The organism is Azospirillum oryzae (assembly GCF_900177515.1).
GTDB classification, from domain to species: domain Bacteria; phylum Pseudomonadota; class Alphaproteobacteria; order Azospirillales; family Azospirillaceae; genus Azospirillum; species Azospirillum oryzae_A.
In genome coordinates this window covers 278514-292366 of the sequence record NZ_FXAK01000007.1, presented here as the reverse complement: position 1 = coordinate 292366, position 13853 = coordinate 278514, and the positions used below count along the sequence as shown (strand labels likewise).

At 73.1% G+C, this 13853-nt stretch carries 11 protein-coding genes; 10 read left to right on the top strand and 1 reads right to left on the bottom strand.

Features of this window, described 5'->3' with window-relative positions:
* Nucleotides 1-113 precede the first annotated feature (113 nt).
* Nucleotides 114-1352, top strand: a complete 1239-nt coding sequence (locus tag B9N97_RS13845; RefSeq protein ID WP_085087370.1) for a glycosyltransferase family 4 protein — start codon at nt 114-116, stop codon at nt 1350-1352.
* A 73-nt stretch (nt 1353-1425) separates the two neighbouring features.
* Nucleotides 1426-2304 (top strand): TIGR01459 family HAD-type hydrolase, encoded by an 879-nt coding sequence (locus B9N97_RS13840; RefSeq protein WP_085087367.1) that lies wholly within the window; start codon nt 1426-1428, stop codon nt 2302-2304.
* 46 nt (nt 2305-2350) lie between these two features.
* Here B9N97_RS13840 and B9N97_RS13835 read toward each other — a convergent pair whose 3' ends face one another.
* Entirely contained in the window at nt 2351-2674 is a 324-nt protein-coding gene (locus B9N97_RS13835) for a ribbon-helix-helix domain-containing protein (protein WP_085087364.1), read from the bottom strand.
* A gap of 258 nt (nt 2675-2932) precedes the next feature.
* Here B9N97_RS13835 and B9N97_RS13830 point away from each other — a divergent pair, with 258 nt between their 5' ends.
* From B9N97_RS13830 to tagF, 8 genes are all read left to right on the top strand, one after another.
* Nucleotides 2933-4117, top strand: coding sequence for a hypothetical protein (locus B9N97_RS13830; protein ID WP_085087361.1), 1185 nt, complete (start codon nt 2933-2935; stop codon nt 4115-4117).
* An 11-nt stretch (nt 4118-4128) separates the two neighbouring features.
* Nucleotides 4129-5154 carry an SH3 domain-containing protein gene (locus tag B9N97_RS13825; protein ID WP_085087358.1) on the top strand — a complete coding sequence of 342 codons (1026 nt, stop codon included), beginning with the start codon at nt 4129-4131 and terminating at the stop codon, nt 5152-5154.
* A gap of 240 nt (nt 5155-5394) precedes the next feature.
* Nucleotides 5395-5664 carry a hypothetical protein gene (locus tag B9N97_RS13820; protein ID WP_085087355.1) on the top strand — a complete coding sequence of 90 codons (270 nt, stop codon included), beginning with the start codon at nt 5395-5397 and terminating at the stop codon, nt 5662-5664.
* Nucleotides 5665-5807: 143 nt separating this feature from the next.
* Nucleotides 5808-7013 carry a BaiN/RdsA family NAD(P)/FAD-dependent oxidoreductase gene (locus B9N97_RS13815; RefSeq protein ID WP_208621220.1) on the top strand — a complete coding sequence of 402 codons (1206 nt, stop codon included), beginning with the start codon at nt 5808-5810 and terminating at the stop codon, nt 7011-7013.
* 176 nt (nt 7014-7189) lie between these two features.
* The gene (locus B9N97_RS13810) at nt 7190-9568 is read left to right on the top strand and encodes a transglycosylase domain-containing protein (RefSeq protein WP_085087350.1); all 2379 of its coding nucleotides are present in this window, start codon (nt 7190-7192) and stop codon (nt 9566-9568) included.
* A 222-nt stretch (nt 9569-9790) separates the two neighbouring features.
* Nucleotides 9791-11050 (top strand): type IVB secretion system protein IcmH/DotU, encoded by a 1260-nt coding sequence (icmH, locus tag B9N97_RS13805; protein ID WP_085087347.1) that lies wholly within the window; start codon nt 9791-9793, stop codon nt 11048-11050.
* A 10-nt stretch (nt 11051-11060) separates the two neighbouring features.
* The gene (gene tssM, locus B9N97_RS13800) at nt 11061-13160 is read left to right on the top strand and encodes a type VI secretion system membrane subunit TssM (protein ID WP_085087345.1); all 2100 of its coding nucleotides are present in this window, start codon (nt 11061-11063) and stop codon (nt 13158-13160) included.
* Nucleotides 13157-13846 (top strand): type VI secretion system-associated protein TagF, encoded by a 690-nt coding sequence (gene tagF, locus B9N97_RS13795; protein WP_244560710.1) that lies wholly within the window; start codon nt 13157-13159, stop codon nt 13844-13846. Before tssM ends, tagF begins: the two co-directional genes overlap by 4 nt.
* Nucleotides 13847-13853 lie beyond the last annotated feature (7 nt).

Below are 13853 nucleotides of genomic sequence, written 5' to 3'. Positions count from 1 at the left end.
GTCACCTTCGACAAACGGACACCGGCACGCGGTCGGGCACCGGGCTCGACGGCGATCCGGCATGCCGGGGCCCGCGGCCGGTTCCGGGCCGCCCCTTGCGAGCAGCCGGCATCATGGATTTCGACCCCCACCTTACCACCGACCACTCCCCGCGCAACGCGGACGCCCACGACGCTCCCAATGCCCCCAACTGGCCGGGCGGCCGGGCGCCGACGGTGCTGCAGGTGGTGCCGACGCTGGTCACCGGCGGGGCGGAGCGCGGCTGCATCGACATGGCGCTGGCCCTGCAGGCCGCCGGCGGCAGGCCGCTGGTGGCGTCGGAGGGCGGGCCGATGGTGCGCGAACTGGACCGCGCCCGCATCACCCACCTGACCCTGCCGCTGGCCTCCAAGAACCCGCTGGCCATCCGCCGCAACGCCCGCCGGCTGGCCGCCATCATCCGCGAGCACAAGGTGGACATCGTCCACGCCCGCTCCCGCGCGCCGGCCTGGAGCGCGTGGCTGGCCTGCCGGGAGACCGGCGCCCGCTACATGACCACCTTCCACGCTCCCTACAATTTCGGCACGGGTCCGGTCGGCGGCCGGCTGAAGCGCTGGTACAATTCGGTGATGGCGCGCGGCGAGCGGGTGATCGCCATCTCCGGCTTCATCCGCGACCATGTGCTGGGCAACTATCCGGTCGATCCGGCGCGGGTGCGCGTCATTCACCGCGGCATCGACCGCGGCGTCTTCGCCCCCGACCGGGTCAGCCCGGCGCGGCTGGTGACGCTTGCCAAGCAATGGAACCTGCCGGACGACCGGCCGGTGATCCTGCTGCCCGGCCGGCTGACCCGCTGGAAGGGCCAGACCGTGCTGATCGACGCGCTGGCCAGGCTGGGGCGCAAGGACGTGCTGGCCCTGCTGGTTGGATCCGACCAGGGCCGCACCGGCTACCGCGAGGAGCTGGAGAACCGCATCGCCAACGCCGGCCTGCGCGGCGTGGTGCGGATGACCGACCATTGCAGCGACATGGCCGCGGCCTACCTCTTGTCGACGGTGGTCGTCTCCGCCTCGCGTGAGCCGGAAGCCTTCGGGCGGGTGATCGTGGAGGCGCAGGCGATGGGCAAGCCGGTGATCGTCTCGGCCATCGGCGCCTATCAGGAGACGGTCGTTCCCGGCGAAACCGCCTGGGTGGTGCCGCCGGACGATCCCGACGCCCTGGCCCGGGCACTGGACGAGGCGCTGTCGCTGACCCCGGAGCAGCGCGAGGCCATCGGCGCCCGCGCCATCGCCTTCGTCGCCGACCGCTACACCAAGGACCGAATGTGCGCCGACACGCTGGCGGTCTATGCGGAGTTGCTGCAACCACGCTGAGATCGGCCTGTCGACGCAATCCGATCCCCGACCCACCTATCACCAACCCCACCCATCAAACCGACCGGACACCATGGCCGACATCCGACAGATCTCCGGCATCGCCGACGTCATCGACCGTTATGACGGGTTCATCCTGGACCTGTGGGGCGTGCTGCATGACGGCGAACGGCCCTATCCCGGCGTGCCCGACTGCCTGGACCGCATGCGCGCCGCCGGCAAGACGGTTTGCCTGCTGTCCAACGCGCCGCGCCGCACCACCGGCGTGATCGAGAAGCTGGACGGCATGGGGCTGGGGCGCGGGCGCTACGACCATGTCATGACCTCGGGCGAGGCGACCTACGAGGCGCTGCGCGACCGCGACGACCCCTGGCACGCCGCCCTCGGCCGCCGGCTCTACCACATCGGGCCGGAGCGGGACATCGACGTCTATGACGGGCTCGGCTATCAGGTTGCCGCTACGCCCGATCAAGCGGATTTCGTCGTCAACACCGGCATCGTCACCTTCGGCGAGACGGTGGCGGATTATCAGCCGCAGCTGGACGCCTGCCTCGCCGCCGGCCTGCCGATGATCTGCGCCAACCCCGATCTGGTGGTGATGGTCGGGCCGATGCTGGTGATCTGCGCCGGCACGCTGGCCGCCCGCTACGAGGAGATGGGCGGCGACGTGCGCTGGCACGGCAAGCCCCATGCCCCGGTTTACGAACGCTGCTTCAAGCTGCTGGGGATCGACGACGGCAGCCGGATCCTGGCGGTGGGCGACAGCCTGCGCACCGATGTCGCCGGCGCCAACGCCGCCGGAATCGACGTGGCGCTGGTCACCGCCGGCATCCATCAGGAGGAACTGGGGGGCGCCGCCTGGGGGGCCGCGGTCGATCCGGTCAATCTGCGCGCTCTGGCCGATGCGTCGGGGCACATGCCCACCTACGCGGTGCCCAGCCTGCGCTGGTAACTCTTCAAAGACGGGAGCGTGGAGGCGACCTGCCCGCGTTCCCGTCTCAATCCAGCGGGACGGCGTCGTCCATCGCCTTGTGGAGCAGGGGCGACTGGCCGTCTTCGGCAAAGCCGCGGTTGCCGATCGCGGTGCGGTAATAGCTGACGATGAAGACGCGGATGGAGGCGGTCAGATTGGCCTCGCCCCGCCGTTCGTCGATCTGGGTGCAGATTTCGTTCAGCGTCAGCCTTTCACGCTCGCAGATTTCCTTCAGCGAGTCCCAGATGTACGGCTCCATCCTCAGGCTGGTACGGCGACCGCTGACCTTGACGTTGCGGCAGAGCAGCCCCGGTCCTTCCCTCCCCCTGCCCGCGCCCGTGCCCCCCATCGGAAACCCCGTTCCCCATTCGTTGCGCCGCCCGCTCTCTCGATGCGGGCAAATACATCCATTTGTGTGACCATATTGCAAGTGGCGTGTGCCGTCCAAGGGCAATTCGACCCATGGCTGCGGATGGACGCGACAATCGAGCGCAGGCGGGTATTGCCCCCAACCGCAGATCGGCAGATTGCGGGGAAAAGCCGCTTCCTTTGGCCTGTACCTTCGCTATACCAGTGCCGGATGGCGGAAGAAGGGGAAGGATCGGCGATGACGCGACCGGAGAACGGACGATTCACGGCCCGCATCGCAGCCGGGTTCGCCATCGGGCTCCTGGCTCCCTGGGCTCCCGGGATCGTTGCCGCGACACCGGCCGGAAGCGCCTGGGCCGCCGATGCGGCCACGGCCGCCCCCGCCGAAACCATCCCGGACTCCCTCCTCCGCAGCCGGGTCGAGGCGCTGCTGCCGGCGCCCTGGCGCATCGAATCGCTGATCGTGGAGCCGCTGACCGCCCCGCCATCTCCGGAAGCCGGAATGTCGGCGCGGGTGACCGCGACGGTGGTGCTTGGCGGCCCGACCTATCTGGTCGACAGCCGCGAGGGGCCGGTGACCTTCCTGCGTCCGGCGGCCGAGGCCGGGCTGACCAAGAGCTGGGTCGCGACGGCGCTCGCCAGCCGCGGGCCGGGCGGCTGGACCGTCGCGCTGACGCCGCAGAGCCCCGGCCTGCTCGACGGCATCGGCAAGCCGGCCGCAGAACTGCCCGGCCGCACGGTGGTTCTCGGCACGCCGGAAGCAAAAAGCCTGCGCGAGCAGTTGGACCGCGACGCCGCGCAACGGCTGGCCGAGGACACCGAGCGCCGCCGGCGCGAGGAGGAGCGGCTGGCCCAGCAGACCGCCGCGGCCAAGGCCGAGGCCGCCCGCGCGGAAACCGAACGCCGCGCGGTCGAGGCGCGCATCGCCCAGGTCGCCGACCTGCGCGGCAAGCTGGCCGGTCCCGACCGCGCGGCGCGGCTGGCCGCCTTCGAAGCGGCGTTGGGCGGCAACGATCCGGCATTGCGCCAGACGGCGATGGACGCGGCGCTGCAGAGCCGCGATCCGGTGGTCGCCAATCTGGCGCTGAAGGACTGGATCGCCCGCCACCGCGCCGTTCCGGTCCAGCTCTACGCCACCAAGGAGGATCCCAGTTCCGAGGTGGTGGTGCAGAATCTGGGGCCGATGACGCTGGAGATCGACGGCTTCAGCCCGGTCAACGGCGCGCTGGCCGGCAAGCTGGGGGCGCCCGGCTACAGCATCGCCCGGCCGTCCAGCATCGTCGGCACGCTCGCGCAGACCGAACTGGCGGTGAACTCCTTCGGCTGCGCCCTGACGTTGCGGCTGGCCGAGCACCGGACGCTGGACGGGCTTCTGCGCTGCCAGACGCTGCCGACGCTGATCGCCCGCATCACGCTCGATTGAAGGGGGATGCGATGGGCCGAGTGCGGCGGAACTCCACCCTGCGGGTCGCGGCGTCCGCCCTGCTGCTGAGCCTCTGCACAGCCGGTGCGCTGGCCGAAACGCCGGCCACTACGCCGGCCGACCGGCTGACTCCGCTCCCCGCCCCCATCGTCGCCCTGCCCCGCCTGACGCCGGGACAGCCCCTGTCGCCGCCGCTGACCCCGGGCGTGGTCTGGGAACATCCGCCGGACGCACCGGCCCCGCTGTCGCCGCCGGGTCCGCGTCCCGCCCCGGCCGGACCCGGCGCCGACCGGACGCCGGTACCGCCCCCCGCGGTGAAGCCGCCCGACGCCAAACCCGCCGAGCCGCCCCCGGCCGTCGCGCCTCCGCCCCTGCCGCCGCCCTTGCCGCTGGTCAAGCCGCCGGGCGACGTGGCGCTCCAGCCCGCCCCCGCCGCGCCGCCCGAGAAACCGCCCGCCGAAAAGCCGGTCACCGTGGAACCGCCCGCCAAGCCGACCCCCAAACCCCCTGCCACCGCTCCGGCGCGGCGCGGCGTGACGGCCACCGCCGGCATCTACCTGCGGGCGACCCCGGATGCCAACGGCCGGGTTCTCGATACCGTGGAAAAGGGCGAGCAGGTGACCGCCTTCGGCCCGCCCGTCGACGGCTGGCAGCGGGTCGGCCGGGATGGGAAACCGCAGGGCTACGTCGCCGCCGAATATCTGGCGGACGCCACGCCGACCCACACCGCCAGCACCACCGCGCCCAAGCCCGGCCGCTATGCCAAGGCCGATCCGGAGGACCGCGGCTGCGCCCTGCCCGACGATTTGCCGGAGCGGGCGCAGCGCCCCCGCCTGCCCGGCGGGACCGTCGCCCGGCTGCGGGCCGCCGCCAACCTGCGCGTCGCCCCGGTCTGCGACGCCAAGGTGCTGGACGTGCTGGACGAAGGCGAGCGGGTCACCGTGCTGGAGGCCGCCGGCGGCTGGTACAAGGTCGGGCGGAAGGGCAAGGCGCTGGGCTATGTCGGCGCCGCCCTGCTGGCGCCCCTCAGGCGCTGAACCGGCGACGCCGCGGAACCGGTACGAGGCTACCCGGAAGGGCGCGCCACGGCCCCCCGTGAAGGGGCTTGTTCGGCCGTGAAAAAGGATTCTACAACAAGGGGGAGGCCGAACTATCGCAGACGAACGGAGCTCCCGACAAGCCCACCCCGTCCGATGGTTCGACCACCCCCGCCGGCCATGCGGCGCCGGTCCGGCCGGGCGGGGATGCGAAGCACGACCGGGACAAGGATCCACACGATGTCGACTCAACACAAACAAGCCATGGACGCGGTCCTGCAGGCCGCCGCGCACGACATCGTCGCCACCCTTCAGGAGCGGGACGTCGCCGACCGCCACAGCGAGGAAGGGGACCTCGTCGTCCTCGACGTCGCCATCCTGCACGCCTACCGCATCTTCATGCGCATCTGCGAGGAGAACGGCCTGGACGTCGACGCCGGCTATTTCGCCGACCTCGCCGCCGATTTGGCCGAGGAAGTGTCGCAGGACCAGGACGACTACGAGGACTGACCCCAAGGGGAGCTGCCCCGGGACCTGAGGTCGAGACCGGAATGCCCCCGCCCTTCCCCGCGCTGCATGGGAACGGCGGGGGCAATTCCTTTTTGTGAAAGCCCTGCCAAGTGCCCCATCCCACCCCTGACGTGGCCCCAGACGTGGCGATCATCGGCGCCGGCCCCGCCGGGTTGATGGCGGCGGAGATCGCCGCGGCCGCCGGCCTGCGGGTCGCCGTGTACGACCACACGCCGACCCCGGCGCGCAAGCTGCTGCTGGCCGGGCGCGGCGGGCTGAACCTGACCCATTCGGAGCCGCTCGACCGCTTCCTGTCCCGCTACGGCGCCGCAGAGCCGCTGTTCCGCCGCCTGCTGGCCGGTTTCTCGCCGGACGATTTGCGCGGCTGGGCGGCCGGGCTGGGCATCGAGACCTTCGTCGGCAGCAGCGGCCGCGTCTTCCCGGTGCAGATGAAGGCCTCCACCCTGGTCCGCGCCTGGCTGCGGCGGCTGGACGGGCTGGGCGTCACCCTGCACAGCCGCCACCGCTGGACCGGCTGGGACGACACCGGCGCCCTCACCTTCCGTCATGGCGCCTTCGACCAGGAAGGGGAGACCGTCACCGTCGCCCCGCGCGCCACCCTGCTGGCGCTGGGCGGGGCAAGCTGGCCGCGCACCGGCTCCGACGGCGGCTGGGTCCCGCTGCTGGAGGGTCTGGGGGTGGAGGTGGCGCCGCTGGCGCCGTCCAACATGGGCTTCGAGGTGCCCTGGTCCGATCACCTGCGCGACCGCTTCGCCGGCCAGCCGGTGAAGAGCGTCGGGCTGTCTGCCGCAGGAAAACGGCTCAAGGGCGAGTTCGTCATCACCGAGACCGGGATCGAGGGCGGCGCCGTCTATGCGCTGAGCGCCCCCTTGCGCGACGCCATCGCCGCGGAGGGCTGGGCCACCCTGACGCTGGACCTGCTGCCGGACATGGCCGAGGCCGAGTTGGTCAAGCGCCTGCGCCGCCGCGGTGCCGAGTCGCTGTCCACCTTCCTGAAGAAGTCGCTGTCGCTGACCGGCCCGCGCGCCGCCCTGCTGCGCGAGTTCGCCCCCGCCGCCGACCTGACCGATCCGGTGGCGCTGGCCCGGCAGATCAAGGGGCTGTCGGTGGTGCTGACCGGCGTCCGCCCGATCGAGCGCGCGATCTCCAGCGCCGGCGGCGTCCGCCTGTCGGAACTGGACGACCGGCTGATGCTGATCCGCCGCCCCGGCCTGTTCCTGGCCGGCGAGATGCTGGACTGGGAGGCGCCGACCGGCGGCTATCTGCTGCAAGGCTGCTTCGCCATGGGCGTCGCGGCCGGCAAGGGGATGGTGGAGTGGCTGCGGTGAGAAGAGGACTCCCCCGCAATTTCAGATAGCGTCATCCTTTCGCCACGGTCGGGAGACAAATAATCGTCGGCCCGCCGCCGGTCTTCCGGCGGCGCGGATGTAGGCGTATGAGGACCGAAGCGGGAACGTTCCCCGCACTCACCGCATCGACCCGATGGGGCTTCAGCGAGCGCGCCGTGACCGCCGACCGACCCGACCACCACAGGGACCAGAGGACGGGCCAGCTCTACGCCGGCCCCCGCCCGGTCCGCACCCGCGAAGACCCGTCGCCGCTCGACCGGCTGACGGCGGGCGACGTCGCCCGCGCGCTGGCCGCCAAGGCGTTCGAGATCGCCCGCGACCGGCTTTCCGCATTGGGTCAGGGCAAGCCGCGCCGCAGGCAGCCGCCGCCCTCCGCCGCCCCGCCGCCGACGCCCTACAGGCAGCCCCGCCGGCCGCGCCGTCGCGGCCTGCCGTCCTTCACCCTGCCGTCCTTCACCCTGCCAAGGATCTCCTTGCCCAAACTGAAGCAGTCCGCCCGCAGGGCCGGCGGTTCCCAGCCGCCGCAGCCGCCATCCCCTCCCGCCGGCCGCCCCGGCCGCGCGCCGCAGCCTCCCAAGAAAAACGGCTGGATGAGACAGCTTGTCCAATGGGGCCTCGTCGCCGCCATCTGGTGCGGCATCGGGCTGGGTGCGGTGCTGGCCTGGTTCGCGCTCGACCTGCCGGACATCTCCAAGGTGGCGCAGTTCGAACGCCGCGCCTCGATCACCGTTCTGGCCGCCGACGGCAGCGAGTTCGCCCGCTTCGGCGACCTGCACGGCACGACGCTGAGCGTGAAGGATCTGCCGCCGCATCTGGTCGACGCCGTGCTGGCGATCGAGGACCGCCGCTTCTACAGCCATTTCGGCATCGACCCGCTGGGCCTTGCCCGCGCGATCTACGTCAACTGGCGCTCCGGCCGGGCGGTGCAGGGCGGCTCCACCATCACCCAGCAGCTCGCCAAGAACCTGTTCCTGACGCCCGAGAAGTCGCTGAAGCGCAAGATCCAGGAGGCGATGCTGGCGCTGTGGCTGGAGAGCCGCTTCACCAAGGACCAGATCCTCACCGCCTATCTGAACCGGGTCTATCTCGGCGCCGGCACCTTCGGGGTGGACGCCGCCGCCCGCACCTATTTCGGCAAGCCGGCGACCGAGGTCGACGTCCGTGAATCGGCCGTCCTCGCCGGCCTCTTGAAGGCGCCGTCGCGCTACGCCCCCAGCTCCAACCCCGACGAGTCGGCGGAGCGGGCGCGGGTGGTGATGGCGGCGATGCTGGACGCCGGCTATCTCACCCAGGCGCAGTATGACGCCGCCCGCACCGCCAAGCCCTCGCCCAAGCGCAGGCCCGGCGGCGACGGCCGTTACTTCGCCGACTGGGTGACCGATCTGGTGCCGGGCTTCGCCGGTCCCGACCATGGCGACGTCATCGTCCGCACCACGCTGGACCTCAGGATGCAGCGCGCCGCCGAACAGCGGATGGAAGCTCTGCTCGCCGGCCCCGGCGCCGCCGCCAACGTCCGCCAGGGCGCGCTGGTCGCCATGAGCCCCGACGGCGCCGTGCGCGCGCTGGTCGGTGGCCGCGATTACGACAGCAGCGAGTTCAACCGCGCCACCCAGGCGCTGCGCCAGCCGGGCTCGGCCTTCAAGCCCTTCGTCTATCTGGCCGCTCTGGAAGCCGGCTGGACCCCCGACAGCTTGGTCGACGACGCCCCGGTCCAGCTCGGCACCTGGAGCCCCGGCAATTACGACGGCAAGTACCGCGGCAGCATCACGCTGGCCTCGGCGCTGGCCCATTCCTCCAACACCGCGACGGCGCGGCTGATCGACCGGGTCGGCACCGACCGGGTGCGGCGGATCGCGTCCGACCTCGGCATCTCCTCGCCCTTGACCCGCGACCTCTCGCTGGCGCTCGGCACCAGCGAGGTGACGCCGCTGGAGCTGGTGCGCGCCTATGCCGGCATCGCCAACCGCGGCGTCCCGGTCTGGGCCTATGCCATCACCGAGATCAAAAGCCGCGACGGTGTGGTTCTCTACCGGCGCCAGGGCGGCGGCGGCGCGCCGGTGGTCGACCCCGCCCATGCGGTCCAGCTCGCCCGGATGATGAGCGGCGTGCTCGACTACGGCACCGGCCGCAGCGCCCGGCTGAACCGCCCGGCGGCGGCCAAGTCCGGCACCACCCAGGACTATCACGACGCCTGGTTCGTCGGCTTCACCGCCGATCTGGTCGCCGGCGTCTGGCTCGGCAACGACAACAACGACCCGATGAAGAAGGTCACCGGCGGCACCCTGCCGGCCAAGCTGTGGCGCGAGTTCATGCTCGACGCCCATACCGGCAAGCCCGCCCGCCCCCTCCCCGGCCTCGACGGCGCCCCCGCCTGGACCCCGCCGCCGGGAAGCGTGCCGCCGAACGGCGTCCCGATGGCGTCCGCCGACGCCCAGCCGGGCGGCGCCATCGGCTCGCTGATCGAAAGGATCGCCGGCGGTTCCGGCACCGCACCGAAGGTGCAGCACGACTACAGCAACAGCGGGGTGCGGTAGACGCCCTCTCCCGCCCCGGGAGAGGGAAGGGGCCTATGCGGAGCATGGGAAGGGTGAGGGGTGATCCGGACATGGATTCCTGATCCTTGCTCACCCCTCACCCTCCCCACGCCTGACGGCGCGGGTCCCCTCCCTCTCCCGGGGCGGGAGAGGGCTTGAAGTTCCCCCCACCGCCCCGACCCTGCTATACCTCCCCCCGACTTTCCCCACGGCGGACCACACATGCAGGCGGACGAGCGGCAAGCGGACGAACGACCGGACGAAGCGGACCTGCCGGCGAAGGCCGCGCCCCCGCCGGCCGCCGACACCGCAACTCCGCCCACCCGTCCCCGCGACGCCCTCAACCCGCTGCTCAGCGTCGCCGCCCCGGTGCTGGCGCTTGCCACCTCGCTCCGCGACCGCGCCCTGACCGACCCGCCGCGCGCCGCCGCCGCCGCGGCGCTGGAGCGGTTCGACCGCGCCGCCTTGACGGCCGGCCTCGACCCCGACGACATCCGCGCCGCCCGCATCGCGCTGGCCGCCACGCTGGACGACGTCGCCCGCGCCGCCGGCCATGGCGGGGCGGCGGTGGCCGAGCCCGGCGCCGGGGTGCGCTTCTTCGACCTGCTCGACGGCATGCTGGGCGACCCGCGCCGCCACCGCCATGCGCTGGAACTGTTCTACGCCTGCCTGTCGCTGGGCTTCGAAGGCCGCTTCCGCGACAAGCCCGGCGGCGCCCACGACCTCGCCCGCCTGCGCGACGAGCTGTACCGCATCCTGCGCCGTGCCCGCGGCGATGTCCCGGCGGAGCTGTCTCCCGCCTGGACCGGGGTGGCGGAGCCGTTCCGGCCCATCGGCAACCGGCTGGGCAACCGGCTGGGCGGCGGCTTGCCCGGCTGGCTCATCTGGGCGGCGGTGGCGCTGGGCCTGTCCGGCCTCTACGTCCATCTCGCCGGTGGCCTCGACCGCCGGGCGGAGCCGGTGGCCGCCCGCATTGCCGCGCTGGTGCCCGACCGGCCGATCGAGATCGCCCGGCTGGTCCCGCCGCCGCCACCCACCGCCGGCCCGGCCCTGATCGCCCGCATCACCGGCCAACTCGCCCCGGAAATCCGCAGCGGCTCCGTCGAGGTGCTGGCGGGGGAGGACGGCGCCCTGGTCATCCGCATCCCGGCGGCGGCGATGTTCGCCACCGGCAGCGACGCCGTGAAGGCCCGCCACCGCGCCATCGTCGAGCGGGTGGGCCAGACCCTGGCGACCGAGTCCGGAACCGTCCTGGTGGTCGCCCACACCGACGACCAGACCCCGCCCACCGGCCGCCTCGCCACCGCGCAATCCCTGACCGACGCCCGCGCCGAAGCCGTGCGCAAGCTGCTGGAGCACAGCATCGCCCCCGCCCGCCTGTCGGCCGAGGGCCATGGCGACCAGGAGCCGGTCGCGCTGAACGACACGCCCGCCGGGCGCGACGCCAACCGGCGGATCGACATCCGCCTCTACCCGCAATAGGGCGCCCGCCATGGCCGATCCCCGTCCCAACAAGGCCGGCGCCACTCCGGCGACGAAGACCGTGGCGCAAAAGGCTGCGGCGAAGAAGACCGTAGCGAAGAAAGCCGGCAGGCGCCGCAAGCCCGCCGCCGCCCCCTCGCCGCACCGCTCCGCCCGCGCCCGCTGGGCGACCTCGCTGGCGGGTGCGCTGGCGCTCGGGCTGGCCGGCTGGCTGCTGCTGCCGCGTCTGGCCGCCTCCGCCGCCCCCCATCTGCTGCCGACCATCCAGGCCGACTGGAGCGTCCGTCTGCTGCCGCTGGTCCTGGCGCTGGCGGTGTGGATCGCCGTCAACCGCCGCACCGACTCCCGCGAGCGCGCCGCCAACGCCCGCCTGCTGGAGGCGCTGGCCGCCGGCCGCGACCCCGAGCTGAAGGCCTCGCTGGAGGAGATCGGCACGGTGCGCAGGCGCCTCGACGCCGTGCTGGCCCAGCTGCGCAAGCGGCGGGGCGGGCGCTATCTCTACCAGCTGCCCTGGTATCTGGTGATCGGCGCCCCCGGTTCGGGCAAGACGACGGCGCTCGCCAACACCGGCCTCGCCACCCCGCTGCTCAACGGCACCGTCACCGGGCCGCTGGCCGGGCTGGCCGGCACCCGCAACTGCGACTGGTGGTTCACCGACCGTGCCGTGCTGATCGACACCGCCGGCCGCTACACCACCCAGGACAGCCGGCGCGCGGTGGACGGCCGGGTGTGGTCCGGCCTGCTCGACCTCTTGAAGGAGCATCGCCCGCGCCAGCCCGCCAACGGCGTCCTTCTCACCGTCAGCATCCCCGAACTGACCGGCTGGACCGATGCCGAGCGCCGCAACCACGCCATCCTGATCCGCCAGCGCCTGAACGAGCTGCGGGTGCAGCTGGGCGTCCGCCTGCCGGTTTATCTGCTGCTGACCAAGGCCGACCTGCTGGACGGCTTCACCACCTTCTTCGACCCGCTGGACCGCGAGGCGCGCAGCCAGATCTGGGGCCTGACCCTGCCGGCTGAAGAACCGGAAACCGCCAGCCCGCTGCCCCTCTTCCGCGACCTCTATGCCGGTCTGGTGCGCCGGCTGGACGAGCGGCTGCTCGACCGGCTGCACCAGGAGCCCGACATCCGCCGCCGCAGCGACGCCTTCACCCTGCCGCTGCGGGTGGCGGAGCTGGAGCCGGCGCTGGCCGATATCGTCGACACTGTCTTCGGCTCCGAACATGGCGAGGAGACGCCGCGACTGCGCGGCCTTTACCTGACCAGCGCCACCCAGACCGGCGGCCCGCTCGGCCTGCTGGAGCCGGAGGCCGACGGCCCGGCCTCCACCTATTTCCTCGACCGGCTGCTGCCCGACCTCGTCTTTCCGGAGGCCAACCTCGCCCAGGTCGACCGCGCGGTGGAGCGCGCCCGCCGCCGCCGCAACGCCCTGTCAGCATCTGCCGCCCTGCTGCTGGGCGCCGCGCTCGGCGGCTGGTGGCTGGTCAGTGCCCAGGGCAACGCCGCCCTGCTGGACCGCGCCGACGCCGGCGCCGCGGCGGTGGAGGCGGCGCTGCGCCCGCTCGACACGCCGCCGCGCGCCCTGACACGGGTGGACGATGCCGACCCGGCGGCGATCCTGCCGGCGCTGGACGCCCTGCGCGCCCTGCCGCACGCCTTCGACGAGGCCCAGGGCTGGGCCGAGCCGAAGCTGGCCGGCGGCCTCTACCAGGGCGCGCGCATCGCCGTCCCGGCGCGGGAGGCCTATGCCCGCGCCCTGCGCAGCCAGTTCCTCGCCCGCATCGCCTTGCGGCTGGAGGAGCGGCTGCGCGCCGACTGGGCCCTGCCCGACCAGTTGCGTCAGACCCTGCGCCTCTACCACATGGTCGGCGGGGCCGAGCCGATGGACGCCGGCGCGCTGGCGGAATGGCTGGCGCTCGACTGGCAGCGCACGCTTCCCGGCCCGGCCAACGAGGCGGCGCGCCGTGCCCTCGGCGACCATCTGGCCGCCCTGTTCGCCGTCGGCTTCGCCCCGGTTCCGCCTGACGAGCCGCTGGTCGCCCGCGTGCGCGAGGTGCTGGCCGAATCCTCTCCGCAACCAACGCCGGCCAGCCGGGCCGCCCTGCCATGATGGGTTCCTTCGGCACGCCGCGCGGCCTTGCCGCCGGGGTGGGCGCCGATCCGGTGATGGGCTTCCACGGCAAGGTCCCGGCGCGCGGCGATTTCGTCGGCCACGGCCTGCCGCCGGCCGTGCTCGGCCCGTGGGACCGCTGGCTGTCGGCGGCGCTGGGCGAGGCCGGCCGCCAATTGGGCGCCGAGTGGGAATCGCTGTTCGCCCAGGCCCCGGTCTGGCGCTTCGCCCTGTCGGCCGGGCTGTGCGGCGGCGCCCCGCTGATCGGCGTGTGGATGTCCAGCACCGACCGCGTCGGCCGCCCCTATCCCTTCACCATTGCCGCCGGCCTGCCCGCCGGCTTCGACATCGCCGACGCCCCCGCCGCCTGCGCCGCGTGGCTGACCCGTGCCGAGTCGCTGGCCGCCGACGCCTGCCGCGCCGGTGCCGATGTCGAGGGCTTGCCCGCCCGCCTCGCCATCCTCGGCCGTCCGGAGCCGGAGCGCGTCGGCGCCGCCACCCGCGCCCTTCTCGGCCGGCTGTCCGGTCCCTTGCCCGCGGATGCCAGCCTGTGGTGGACCCGCGGCGCCGGCCGCGTCGCGCCGTCCCTGCTGTCCTGCCCCGGCCTCCCCGCCGCCCCCCGCCCGACCGCCTTCCTCGACGGCGCCTGGACCCGCTGGGGCTGGGAGAATGCGGAGGAGGGGTAGGGGCGCG